The 12884-nt window shown below is 46.6% G+C and carries 15 protein-coding genes; 3 read left to right on the plus strand and 12 right to left on the minus strand.

Features of this window, described 5'->3' with window-relative positions; genetic code table 11:
- The first annotated feature begins 4 nt into the window (after positions 1-4).
- The 3 genes from cgtA (at position 5) to tpx (ending at position 2444) form a co-directional block, all read left to right on the plus strand.
- Positions 5-1174: an Obg family GTPase CgtA gene (cgtA, locus tag AC3RV5_RS03225; protein WP_489730544.1), complete on the plus strand. Its 1170-nt coding sequence runs from the start codon at positions 5-7 to the stop codon at positions 1172-1174.
- A gap of 79 nt (positions 1175-1253) precedes the next feature.
- A complete protein-coding gene (folA, locus tag AC3RV5_RS03230; RefSeq protein ID WP_489732086.1) occupies positions 1254-1736 on the plus strand; it encodes a type 3 dihydrofolate reductase in 483 nt (160 codons plus the stop codon).
- Positions 1737-1946: 210 nt separating this feature from the next.
- The gene (gene tpx / locus AC3RV5_RS03235; protein WP_489730545.1) at positions 1947-2444 is read left to right on the plus strand and encodes a thiol peroxidase; all 498 of its coding nucleotides are present in this window, start codon (positions 1947-1949) and stop codon (positions 2442-2444) included.
- Positions 2445-2532: 88 nt separating this feature from the next.
- Here the strand turns inward: tpx and rpoS are convergent, their stop codons facing one another.
- From rpoS to AC3RV5_RS03295, 12 genes are all read right to left on the minus strand, one after another.
- Positions 2533-3516: an RNA polymerase sigma factor RpoS gene (rpoS, locus tag AC3RV5_RS03240; RefSeq protein WP_489730546.1), complete on the minus strand. Its 984-nt coding sequence runs from the start codon at positions 3514-3516 to the stop codon at positions 2533-2535.
- A 55-nt stretch (positions 3517-3571) separates the two neighbouring features.
- A complete protein-coding gene (locus tag AC3RV5_RS03245; RefSeq protein ID WP_489730547.1) occupies positions 3572-4390 on the minus strand; it encodes a peptidoglycan DD-metalloendopeptidase family protein in 819 nt (272 codons plus the stop codon).
- 67 nt (positions 4391-4457) lie between these two features.
- The gene (locus AC3RV5_RS03250; RefSeq protein ID WP_489730548.1) at positions 4458-5399 is read right to left on the minus strand and encodes a polyprenyl-phosphate transporter; all 942 of its coding nucleotides are present in this window, start codon (positions 5397-5399) and stop codon (positions 4458-4460) included.
- Positions 5400-5481: 82 nt separating this feature from the next.
- On the minus strand, positions 5482-6120 hold the full coding sequence (locus AC3RV5_RS03255; protein WP_489730549.1) for a protein-L-isoaspartate(D-aspartate) O-methyltransferase: 639 nt from the start codon (positions 6118-6120) through the stop codon (positions 5482-5484).
- Positions 6121-6223: 103 nt separating this feature from the next.
- Complete coding sequence (gene surE / locus AC3RV5_RS03260; protein WP_489730550.1) at positions 6224-6970, minus strand: 5'/3'-nucleotidase SurE; 747 nt, start codon at positions 6968-6970, stop codon at positions 6224-6226.
- Positions 6967-8019, minus strand: a complete 1053-nt coding sequence (gene truD, locus AC3RV5_RS03265; protein ID WP_489730551.1) for a tRNA pseudouridine(13) synthase TruD — start codon at positions 8017-8019, stop codon at positions 6967-6969. Before truD ends, surE begins: the two co-directional genes overlap by 4 nt.
- Positions 8019-8516 (minus strand): 2-C-methyl-D-erythritol 2,4-cyclodiphosphate synthase, encoded by a 498-nt coding sequence (ispF, locus tag AC3RV5_RS03270; RefSeq protein WP_489730552.1) that lies wholly within the window; start codon positions 8514-8516, stop codon positions 8019-8021. The genes truD and ispF overlap by 1 nt, the downstream gene beginning before the upstream one ends.
- Positions 8513-9208, minus strand: a complete 696-nt coding sequence (ispD, locus tag AC3RV5_RS03275; protein WP_489730553.1) for a 2-C-methyl-D-erythritol 4-phosphate cytidylyltransferase — start codon at positions 9206-9208, stop codon at positions 8513-8515. The genes ispF and ispD overlap by 4 nt, the downstream gene beginning before the upstream one ends.
- A gap of 7 nt (positions 9209-9215) precedes the next feature.
- Positions 9216-9494 (minus strand): cell division protein FtsB, encoded by a 279-nt coding sequence (gene ftsB / locus AC3RV5_RS03280; RefSeq protein WP_489732087.1) that lies wholly within the window; start codon positions 9492-9494, stop codon positions 9216-9218.
- A 321-nt stretch (positions 9495-9815) separates the two neighbouring features.
- Positions 9816-11579: a TIGR03545 family protein gene (locus AC3RV5_RS03285; protein ID WP_489730554.1), complete on the minus strand. Its 1764-nt coding sequence runs from the start codon at positions 11577-11579 to the stop codon at positions 9816-9818.
- 1 nt (position 11580) lies between these two features.
- Entirely contained in the window at positions 11581-12084 is a 504-nt protein-coding gene (locus tag AC3RV5_RS03290) for a TIGR03546 family protein (RefSeq protein WP_489730555.1), read from the minus strand.
- Positions 12085-12129: 45 nt separating this feature from the next.
- Positions 12130-12777 carry a LysE family translocator gene (locus AC3RV5_RS03295; protein WP_489730556.1) on the minus strand — a complete coding sequence of 216 codons (648 nt, stop codon included), beginning with the start codon at positions 12775-12777 and terminating at the stop codon, positions 12130-12132.
- Positions 12778-12884 lie beyond the last annotated feature (107 nt).

Here is a 12884-nt window from a genome sequence, read left to right on the forward strand (position 1 = left end):
AGCGATGAAATTTGTAGATGAAGCCGAGATCCGTGTTGAAGCCGGTGATGGCGGTAGTGGGGTAGCGAGTTTTCGCCGCGAAAAGTATGTACCTGATGGCGGCCCCGATGGCGGTGATGGCGGTGATGGCGGCAGTGTTTATTTAGTCGCAGATGAAAACCTCAATACCCTGATCGACTATCGATTTGAGAAATTTCATCGCGCTGAGCGCGGTAAAAATGGCCGAAGTGCGGATTGTACTGGTCGTAAAGGTGTGGATTTAGATGTATTGGTGCCGGTGGGCACCCGGGCTACGGATACCGAGACCGGTGAAGTGCTGGGTGACTTAACCAAACATGGCCAGCGTATGAAAGCTGCCCAGGGTGGTTACCATGGATTAGGTAATGCACGTTTTAAAACCAGCACCAACCGCGCGCCTCGGCAAAAAACCTTAGGCACACCCGGCGATGTACGCCACCTTAAACTGGAATTGATGTTATTGGCGGATGTCGGGTTGCTGGGTATGCCTAACGCTGGTAAATCGACTTTCATTCGCAGCGTATCAGCCGCCAAACCCAAAGTTGCAGATTATCCTTTTACCACTTTAGTACCGAATTTGGGTGTGGTTCGTATGGATGCCATGCGCAGCTTCGTCATTGCCGATATTCCCGGTTTGATTGAAGGGGCCTCGGACGGAGCCGGTTTAGGGATCCAGTTTCTCAAACACCTGGAGCGCTGCAGAGTGTTGTTGCACATAGTCGACATAATGCCATCTGACGGCTCGGATCCTGTTGAAAACGCCAAAGCCATAGTCGGCGAACTGGAGAAATACAGTCCTAAACTTGCTGCCAAGCCACGTTGGTTGGTATTTAATAAAATGGATTTAATGTTTGAAGATGAAGCCGCTGAGCTGTGTCAAAACATTGCCAAGGGACTGGACTGGAATGACGATTATTATTGTATCTCCGCAGTCCAGGGTAAAGGCACTGAGCCCCTTTGTCGTAAAGCTATGGACTATATTGAATCTTTACCAGTTGAAGTTCTCGACACCAGTGAGCAAGAAGACGTTGGTTTCAGATGGGATACTTATCATAAAGAGACGGTTGATAATTACGCTGATGATGATTTCGACGATGAGGATGATCTCGATGAAGACGAAGGCGATGATGACTTTGAAGTGGTGTATAAAAAATAATTAATCTGAGTTTCGGTTAACTAGCCTTAAATGATTTTTTTTAGTTCAAAAGAGTGAGTGCCAAGCCATGCTTATTTCCATGATCGCCGCCATGGCTAACCATAGGGTTATTGGTGCGGACAATAAAATGCCTTGGCATTTACCTGCGGATCTGCGCCATTTCAAAAAGGTTACCCTGGGTAAGCCAATTATCATGGGGCGTAAGACGTATCAGTCGATTGGCAAGGCGTTGCCTGGTCGGGTAAATATAGTGATCACCAGTGATAAGACGTTTTCCCTGGACGATGCCGTGGTGGTCAATGATTGTGAACAGGCCTTAAGTGCTGCCCAGGAAAGTCCGGGCATAACCGATGAAGTCATGATTATTGGTGGGGGCACTGTCTATCAACACTTTATGCCCCTATGCGATCGGCTTTATCTAACGTTAATTGACCTGGAGGTACAGGGAGATACCTATTTCCCTGATTATCAGCAATTTGGATGGCACCAGTCAGCAGCAGAGTCTCACCCAGCTGATGACAAAAACCCCTATGCCTATCAATTTATTACTTTTGCAAAATAAACAGCTGGCCTTTAACCAGCCACACTGAGCTATGACCGGGAGACCAGCCAATTGATGGCGATCCTTGATAGCAAACAAATACCGATCCGTTATCCCTACACAGGGAATGATCACATAGTTATATATCAGGGTTATTCATTACTTTATTTCGCTGAAAATTTTGCTAACGTTAGACGGCATTAATTACTTTCTACATGATCAGGAGAACATATGAGCACAGTGACTTTACAAGGCAATCCTTTTAATACCGTTGGCACCTTACCCAAGGTGGGAGACCAAGCAGCGGATTTTAGTTTAGTCAAAACTGATTTATCCGAAGTGGCTTTAGCTGATTATCAGGGCACACGTTTGATTTTGAACATTTTCCCTTCAGTGGATACCGGCACCTGTGCCACATCGGTGAGAAAATTTAATCAGCAAGCCAGTGGCTTAAACAATACCAAAGTGTTGTGTGTCTCTGCTGACTTACCTTTCGCCGCCGCCCGTTTCTGCGGAGCCGAAGGAATTGATAAGGTTGAGACAGGTTCCAGTTTTCGTGGAACCTTTGGCGATGACTATGGCGTGAGTTTCGCCGACGGACCATTGAAGGGACTCTTGTCCCGTTCAATCGTTGTCATCGATGAAAATGGTAAGGTCGTTTATACTCAACAGGTTGCCGAAACAGCCGATGAACCAAACTATGACGCAACGATAGCGGCTCTAGAATAGAACAAAAAAAAGGCCCCCAGTAATTGCATGTGCAACTATTGGGGGCGCCTTCTAACTGAAGCTTTTTGTGCGCTATATTAGTCGCAGCCTACAATGCTCTATTAAATAACGCTTCTAAATCCAGCCCTTTGTGGCCGAGCATGTCCCGCAAACGTCTTAACGCTTCAACCTGTATCTGCCTGACTCTTTCTCGGGTTAAACCTATTTCCACTCCTACATCTTCAAGGGTCGAGGGTTCGTAGCCGAGTAATCCAAAGCGCCTGGCGAGGACTTCCCTTTGTTTTGGGTTCAAGTCTTCAAGCCATTTAACAATATTAAATTTGATGTTTTTATCTTGCAGTTCTTCTTCGGGATCATGGCCTTTATCGTCGGCAATAATGTCCAATAACACATTATCGTTTTCACTGCCAATAGGGGTATCCACCGAGGTGATGCGTTCGTTTAAACGCAGCATTTTTGTGACATCCTGCACCGGTCTGTCCAACGCCTTGGCAATTTCTTCCGCACTGGGTTCATGATCTAGCTTTTGCGCCAGTTCACGGGATGCACGTAAGTATACATTGAGTTCTTTCACCACATGAATGGGTAATCTAATGGTGCGGGTTTGATTCATGATAGCCCGCTCTATGGTTTGACGTATCCACCATGTGGCGTAGGTGGAGAATCTGAAACCACGTTCAGGATCAAATTTTTCTACGGCCCGGATAAGGCCCAAGTTACCTTCTTCGACGAGGTCGAGTAAGGCCAGACCTCGATTGTTGTAACGTCTGGCAATTTTGACCACTAGTCGTAAGTTGCTGACGATCATGCGCTTGCGTGAAGCCTCATCGCCCTTTAACGCTCGCCTTGAAAAATACACTTCTTCTTCGGCTGATAACAATGGGGAAAACCCGATTTCGCCCAAATAGAGTTGGGTGGCATCAAGATTCTTGGGTGATAATTCCTGGCTGGCAACTATATCCCTGAATTTCTCTACCGATTCTTTTTCCGCTTTTAGCAGCTCTTTTTCAACGGCTAATTCTAAATCTTCGACTAAATCTAATTCAACTACCGCGCTTTGTTCCTGGTTCATTTCGTTGATTCCTTAGCTTAAATTATTCCTAAACATCTCCTGTTATCTATTGCTATTATCGTTTAGGTAAGTAGCGTAAAGGGTCAACTGACTTGCCCTTGTGCCTCACTTCGAAATGAAGCTTAACCCTATCGGATCCACTTTTACCCATAGTCGCAATTTTTTGTCCAGCACGAACCCACTGTTGCTCTTTGACCAGGATCCTGTCGTTGTGCGCATAAGCACTCAAAAATGAATCTGAATGTTTCACAATCACCAGTTTTCCATATCCACGCAGAGCATCCCCTGTGTAGACAACTTTTCCAGCAGCGGTTACCAAAATAGGTGAACCTAATGTTCCCGAAAAATCCAAACCTTTATTACCTTGTTCGGTCGCCGAAAATCCGCGAGCGATACCATTTTTAGTCGGCCATAACCAAGATTTAATCTGACTGGGAAACTCACTGTTGGGAGGGACAACTGCCCTCTTCTTATCAATGGACTCAGTTTTACCATACGCCTGCTTTTTCTGGCGGTCAACTACCTGATTTGCTTTTACTTTTGAACTCTGACCAGTGGGCCTTTTAAACCATTTGACATTTGAGTTGGTCGATTTATTGAGTGATAGGCGTTGGCCGGGGTAAATATTATAGGGTGCAGGTATGTGGTTGAATTTCGCTATGTCGCGGTAGTCCTGGCCCGTTAGCCAGGAAATAGTAAACAATGTGTCGCCTTTTTTTACGGTGTAGTATTGCCCGGTAAAGGATTTTTTTCGATGGTCCCTAAACGTTTTTCCCTGATACAATTCTTCTACAGGCGCGGGTGCCTTGCGACCTGAACAAGCAACTAAGTTCACACAAAGCAAAACCACAAACATCAGGCATGTTTTTTTCATCCGCAAAGTTTATTCCGAAACGGGCAAAAAATAACAAAAGATAACGCAACGAACAAGGTTACCAAGCTCACTCCTGGGATGTTGAACCTACTTTTTCCAGTAACAATACTATGCCAGCTCCAAAAATGGTTAACGCTATGGCGTACCACAAGTAGGAAGGCTGACTGGTCAAAATCTCAAATGTTCCGGGCAATATATTTTCTTGAACAAGGGGAATAGTTTTTCCATGACTGTTGACCGTTGATTCAATCGTGTATTTCCAAGGCCAAACTTTGTTCAGTGAACCGAGCATAAAACCACCCAACAGCGCCAAGGTTAGGGTACGATGTACGCTAAACATCCAGTTTAGTACACGGGAAAAGCTCAACAAACCGACTATACACCCCATGGCAAAAAGACCCAAAATGGACACTTCCAGATTTTTCACCGCCGTTAAAATGGGTGTGTACATGCCCAGTAGTAACAAAATAAAACTGCCGGATATACCGGGCAATATCATGGCGCATATGGCCAACATGCCGGATAAAAATATAAATAGCCCGGTAGGCTCGATATTGTTCGGTGTGATCATGGTAATTAAATAGGCGCCAAGGGTGCCCAGTAAAAAGAAGGCTAAGGTATTGAATTTCCATTGTTCAATATGCCGTATAAGCGACCATATTGCCGCTAATATCAAACCAAAGAAAAATGACCACAGCAGCACTGGATAAGTGTCGAGCCAGAACAATACAATCCTGGAAACGGTCAAAATACTGAATAAAATACCAAATAACAGGGTAAATAAAAATGTGCCGTTAATATATTGCCACATTGGAGCAAAACCCTGGCGGAAAAGCACCTTGAGGGCCTCTGGGCCACATTGTTTCAACGAATAGATCAGCTCTTCATAAATCCCTGTGATAAATGCAATAGTGCCACCTGAGACACCAGGTACAGCATCTGCTGCACCCATCACCATCCCCTTCGCTGCCAATACCAGGTAGTCGCGCCATATTCGCTTAAGTTGCATTATTTTCCAGCCTACAATTGATTTATGATAAATACCCAAGGCTCACGGTCTTGGGCTATGTCGCCAGATTGGCATCGGAGGTTCAAATTATGTCCCCGGCTATGAGTGGTACAAAACGCACGGCTTCAACGATCTTTTCTTCAAATGCCAACTCATTCCGGGTAATACAATGTAACTGCTGGTTTTGCTCACCCACCGGGATAACCAGGCGTCCACCGTCATTTAGTTGCTCATATAATTTAGCTGGAATTTGGCTTGCTGCTGCTGTGACTATAATGGCATCAAAAGGCCCTTTACTGGCCCAGCCTTGCCAGCCATCCCCGTGTTTCATGGCCACATTGTGTAAATCCAGTTGATTCATTCTGCGTTTAGCCTGGAACTGCAAAGTTTTTATACGCTCCACTGAAAAGACTTTATCGAATAGCTGGGCCAATATGGCCGTTTGGTACCCGGATCCCGTGCCTATCTCGAGTACAGATTTTGGGGCGTTATTCGACTCAAGTAACAGCTCAGTCATTTTCGCCACTATATAGGGCTGAGAGATCGTCTGCCCTTGTCCTATCGGCAGTGCAGTATTCTGGTAAGCCTTGTGGCGCAGGGCATCGGGCAAAAACAATTCCCGCGGGGTAGCGGCCACAGCTTGTAAAACTGAGACATTTTTTATGCCTTCTTGTTGTAAAAGGAGGGCTAGGCTGTCCCCCTTGCGTGAAGTAACTCTCATTTAACAGTCAATCCAAGGTGTGTGTTGTAAGGGTTAGTCGGCTTATCATAGCGTTATCAGTAGCCGCCACAAAATGTATTTATATTGACTGAGGTATCAGTATTTATATTTTATTAATCCATTGTCGCACATCTTCTAAACTCTGATGGGCCGTCATGTCTACCGATAAAGGTGTGACAGAACAATAGCCTGCACTAATGGCATGAAAATCTGTACCGGGTCCTGCATCCTGCTCTTCACCTACTAAACCATACCAGAAGATATCTTTGCCCCGTGGATCCTGGGCTTTGAGCATAGATTTTGCCCGATGACGCCGTCCTTGCCGGGTGACTTTTATACCTTTTATTTGTTTACAGGGGAGATCGGGAACATTGATGTTTAAAATCTGATCGGCCGCTAAGGGATGTTGCTGCAAGTGGCGGATAATGTCACAAACTATTATGGCAGCGGTGGAAAAATTAGTACTATTGTGCGCACAAAGGGAGACTGCAATCGCCGGCAAACCCATGTAGCGCCCTTCGGTGGCGGCGGCTACCGTACCTGAATAGATAACGTCATCTCCCAAGTTTGCTCCATGGTTAATGCCGGAAATAACCAGTTCTGGATCCTTTTCCAGAAAACTGTTTACCCCCAGATGAACACAATCAGAGGGCGTGCCATTGACTGCAAAAAAACCGTTGCTCATTTTTTCGATACGCAGGGGTTGCTGTAAAGACAGGGCATTACTGGCTCCGCTGCAATTTCGATCCGGTGCGATAACAGTGACATTGTGTTCTTTAGCCAACTGCAGATGCAACTCTGCCAATCCTTGGGCGAACACCCCATCGTCATTGCTTAACAGTATATTCATTGTGCTTCTCCGGGGGCGGGCTGATCTGTATTGACGATCTCCCGCAAAACCGAGGTGGCAAATGCCCCAGCGGGCAGCTCGAAGGACATGTGGAGCTGGTCGTTATCCCGTTGCCACTGTAAGTTGTTGGCATACAGGCTTATGGGACGGCGTTCTTGTTTCAAACCCAACGCACTCAGGGTTTGCGTAACCTTGGGATGGTTATGGGCCACAGCTTGCTCAAGTTTTTCTGCTTGCATGTCGCTCGCTAAATCGCCTTCTCCCCATAACGGGGCGGAAATTTGTATATCACGCTCTGCCAGGCGGGTGTGTATCTGACTATTAAGCTCCAAAGCACTAAAAAAACTGCCGCTACCGGCCAGGCTCATCACGTCACCGGGTAAAGGCGTATGGTAATGGTTGGTTTGGATACGAGCGCTCACCATTTCGTTAAACAACCAGGAGCGCAGGGCGGATATTGCCATTGAACGTTTGTTGCGATTGCGGATACTCTCACCGTCTATCATTTTCTGGGCCAAGACCAGATTACTGCCACTGGGATCATATTTGGTGTCGCCGAAACGTTGTGGGCCAAAATAGTTAGGTACTCCCTGAGCATCGACTAACGCAATGCGTTTTTCAAGACCCTCGGTATGGGTAAGCGCCCGGAGCCTTATCTCAAAACGATTTCCTTTTAATACGCCGGTTCTGAGTTTTTTGTTATGCCTGACAGCTTTGATTACCTTAGCGCCGGGCACATTCAGTGCAGACCAGTCATATTCAGCCTTGCCGGGCTTATGCACCCCAAACCACTGTTCGGTAACGGCATGTTTGTCTTTTCTGCCGGCGTAGCTGACCGCTCGCAACGGAAGTTGGGCAAACTTGGCAATCTGTTCGGCGAGATAAGCGGTATTGAGTCCTTGTTTACGCACCCAAAGGTAAATGTGTTCACCTTCGCCTAGGGGGGCATATCCTAAGATTTCCCGTACGACAAAATCATCAGCCTGATGCTTGAATTCGCCTGAGGTGGCAGGTTTGCCGTGCAAGTAATGCCAGTTATCTATGCGCATCAAGACACCTTGATGACGCTTTGCGCAACTAATAACACCACCGCATAACAGGCGATGCCTTCTTTACGACCGACAAACCCCAACTTTTCAGTGGTCGTTGCTTTAACATTCACCTGATCTATTTGCGCGGCTAAATCTGCCGCAATATTGGTACGCATGGCAAGGATATGCGGGGCCATTTTCGGGTTCTGGGCGACTATAGTTAAATCAAGGTTGCCCAGACAAAATCCACGGGCGGTAACCATTGACATCACACGACGCAATAATGCTCGGCTATCAGCCCCTTTATATTCTGCTTCGGTGTCCGGGAAGTGTTTACCAATATCACCTAGGGCCAGGGCACCCAATAAAGCATCACATAGGGCGTGAAGCGCCACATCTCCGTCTGAATGGGCCACCAGACCGAAGTTGTAATCGATAGGGACGCCGCCAATTATTATGGGCCCGCTACCGCCAAACTTATGTACGTCATAGCCGTGGCCTATACGTATGTTCATTCCATATCCTTGTGTGTTAAATAAAATTCCGCCAACAGAAGATCCTCTGGTTGAGTCACTTTGATATTACTGGCTTTGCCTTCTATCAGCTGGACGGTCCCGCCAGCCCATTCGATCGCCGAGGCTTCATCTGTTATGTCCACCCCTTGGTCGAGGGCCTGACGTAACGCATCACGTAGGTCAGCCAAAGGAAAAAATTGCGGCGTCAAAGCGTGCCATAAATTCGCACGACTTTCTGTATGGGTTATTTGCTGTTGCATATTTGCCCGTTTCATTGTGTCACGTACGGGGGTGGCTAATATGCCGCCCTGTAGACCTTGTTGGGCGAGAAATAGCAGTTTGTTCAGATCCCCGTGTGTGAAACAGGGGCGAGCGGCGTCGTGTACCAATACCCATTCATCCTGGCTTACATATTCCAACCCGGCTAATACGGAGTGAGCCCGTTCTTGGCCGCCATCGACCCGAGTCAACCAGTGGGCTTGGGCGATATCGAGTTGGGAAAAATAAGGATCTTGTGGATCCAGAACAACAATGATGTGAGCAATTTGCGGATGGCTATAAAGATTCTCCAAGGTATGTTCGAGAATGGTTTTACCGGCTATGGTTAGGTATTGTTTGGGGCGGTCGGCTAACATGCGTTTACCGATCCCGGCGGCAGGGACGACAACAGTATATTGGGGGAAGTACGGCATATGTATCTTATTCTTCGTTGGGCAATATACGATAAAACGTTTCACCTTGTTTTATTAAACCTAGCTCGTTTCTAGCCCTTTCTTCCGCCGCCTCCAAGCCGATTTTCAGATCATTGATATCCGCTTCTAGCAGGTTGTTCCGTTGTTCAAGACTGGTATTTTGTGACGTTTGCTCGCGGACCTCTTGCTGCATGGCGAGGTATTGGGGCATGCTATTTTTGCCAAACCACAAGCGATACTGGAGCGCAGCTAACAAAGCGATAAGTACAAATGGGATCGCTTTCATGGTTGGCTGCTCCTGATTAATCGAGATGGCGATATTATGCCGAGCTTTTGGCTCGAGGGCCAGTAAAAGGCTCGAAGTGGAGGGATCTAGCGACAAGTCTGTTATACCCTTCATACTTGAAAATGCCTGTTTATTGGCCACACTCATTCGCCACCGTCATGCCATTCCAATGATTTTGGGGGTAGGTGTTCAAAGTATTTTACCGAGCTTAGAGGTTTTCATTGCCACGTATAACTGATTGGCGCTGCCAATTTATATCAAACAAACCTAAATTTCTGCCACCCTTGGCTCTTTATTCAGTTATTTGACCTCAGGCACATGTTACCCAAACAGTTTGCCCTTGAGTTTGTCTTTAAGTTTATCTTTCAACTCGTCTTTTTTGTCATCTACCACACTGTTGAGCTTGGCATCGAGCATTGGTTGAATACTGCCCAAATCACCATCTGCCAGTTTTTCCCAGTCCAGCCACTTGGTCATTTCGCCATTTGTTGCCCCAAGTGGGCCCTCAATTTTGGCTGACAGTTTCTGTTTTAATTCACTTAATTTACCGTTTTGATCATCACTGAGATTCGACAGCATGGCGCTACCCAATTGTTTGTCCAGATCAGAGCTGAAGGAGAAATCCAGGTCTCCCAATATGCCAGCAATGTCCGTATTGATGTTTAAGCTGGTTAATTTACTTAAGGTTTGGGCAATAACCTGGGTCAGATTATTGCTACCTGTTGCTGTCAAAGCCATTCGCTGCAAGTTACCCTGGGCATGTCCGGAAACCACATTTTTATCTATGCTGACCTCTCCACGGCTGGAGAGTAATGCCTTGAGTAAGGTACTGGACAATTTATCCTGCTCAAGCAAAGTGACGTCGGCCAATTTAAGCCCGTCCAAGTCCCAGGTTTGATGCGCCTTTGCGCCACTGTCATTAAGCCAAAAATCGCCGTTTAGCTGGAGTGATTGCCACAGTGAGCTGGCAGACGAATCGACTTTAAAAATAGTGGGTCGCCCGATTTTGTCATGTTGGTGAGTGATATCCTGCCATACGCTAAGTACGTTTTCATTCTGCCAGCTGACAGAGACCTTGGCTTTGCGTATCAAAAAGTCGGGCAGTGCTGTCGTATCGTCAAAGGCTATCCAGCGGCCTTCGAAAGCTTGTTGCTCTTCTTGCTCAGCTTTACCTTCAGCAAGCATGGGAGCCACTAGGTCATAAGCACCTAACAAGTACTCACTAACTTCCCCGGCCTTTTCGCCAAACACCATAGTAGTGACGTCTTGGATGGCACCTGAATCGCCTGCTATTAGCCCCTGGAGTTGCGCATAGTCTTGCCCCGGAGCGGCTTTCAACTGCGCCAGTTTGGGTGACAAGTCGGCTTTTGCTGCACTGACGGCCTCTTTAAAATCCGTGAGTTTGTTTTTGTCCTGTTTGATTTCTTGACTCAGTTGATCAAACTCGGCTTTGGCATTGGCCAGTTCAAGCGGATTTTTATAATCGGTTTCGGTTAACGTTTTAATCCGTTGTTGATAGTCGGCTAATTTTTCTTTCTCCGGTAGCTGTTCGAACTTCTCTTTTAAGATCACGCTATGTTTGTCATACGCGGCTTGGGTCTGTTCAATTGCAGCCGTGGTTTTTAATGGGGAGTTAGCCAATATGTCATCTACGCTAGGCAGTGCTTGGGGAACGAAGGCCTCTTTTAGCTCGTCGGCTATGGACCTGTCAGGTGCCCGGTATACCTCACCTTGTGAGGATCTTTTTTGCGCAAATTGTACCCAGGATACATCCAGGTTGTTTACGATGATTTTGCGTAATAACAGGGGGCCAAGTTCTATTTGCGCTGCAACTGCTCCCGCTTGTACCTGATTTTGCATAGGGTTCGCAGGGTCGGTGAGTTGCACATCATTGAAGGTGATGGCAAAAGGCGAAAAGCTGTGTGTCACTTCTCCTATGTTCACTTCTGCACCTGTGGCGGTTTCCAGGCTGCTGGTCGCGGCGAGTTTAATCCAAAAATCCAGAAAAATGATACTAATGGCGGCAATTAACGCCACGATCACCGTAAAAGCGATAAGCCCCGGCCAACGAATGATTTTCTGCATGTTATTCTCCTAATGCCTGATAAAGCTGGTACAGGCGACTGCCTTTTACAACTTGTACAATTTTTAATTTGTTGACCCATAACATAAATCTGACGCGGTACTGCACGATCAGTAATTTGCTGATAACCAGAATTATCGGTGCCAAAAGCAAGCTCAAAATGAGACTGCCCAACGTAAGGGTATGATAAAATTGGCTGAGCTGACCTAAGCTGGTGTTGTACAAAGCTGTCCAGGACATAAGCAAACTTTGGCTGGTTAGCATGGATTCACCAATATCTGCCATCAGTGGATTGAGCAACAAAGTGAAGCCGGAAAACAAAGCATAAGCCAGTAGGAAAGTGGTGAGGTTAACCCGTAAAAATAACACGATGAACAGAATGATAACGCTGTGCAGGCCGAGAAACGGGGTCAGACCCATTATCATACCGAGCATGATGCCAAAAGCCAGTTGCCACGGACTGGCGTCGGAATTTAGCGCTTTGAGTAGTTTTGCAAATAGTTGCATCTATGCAGTCCTTATGTCGTCAGAGAGTTCAAAATTTAACGGAAATCATGTATTGCCAGCCAGTTCGTCGTAGGCAATATAACCGCCCAACGTTAACAATAATATACCCGATAGTCGTCCCTGCCATGCGGCAAATGAAGGATGTTGCGCTAACCAGTTCCCTAATTTACCTGACAATAAAGCGACACAAAGATCGCAGCTAAAGGCAATAAGTGCATACAAGCCGCCTAATACAATCAACTGACTCACCACAGGTCCGGCTTGAACGGTTACAAATTGGGGTAAAAAAGCCAGGAAAAACAAAGCAGTCTTGGGGTTAGTTAACTCCACAAAAATGCTTTGCCGAAAAACTTTTCCTCTGCTCATGACAGTAACTCGGGGTTTATTCATGCCCTGAACAGAGTGAGCAGAAGCGAGTAAATATATACAGCCTAAATAGACCAGGTAGGCTGCACCGGCAAATTTTAAGGTTCTAAATGCCATAGGAAAGTAGGTAAACAGGGCGGCGATACCAAAAGCGGTGGCGAAAACATAGGTCAGCGAACCGATAGCCATGCCACTGGCAGCGGCAAACCCTGCACCCTGCCCTTGGCTAAGGCTACGGGCCATTATATATAGATTGGAAGGCCCAGGTGAAATGCTTAGAATGAACGCCGCTACAGTAAATGATAACAGCGTATCTATGCATGGCATGGCAAATTCCTTGGGTGGAGAGCCGTCGAAATCAGTAGCAAAACAAACAAGTTAATCAACCTTAGGGGGATGATCAACCTGTGTTTGACTGCAATGCTTTGGTTGCC

Source organism: Paraglaciecola sp. IT1134 (assembly GCF_058068185.1).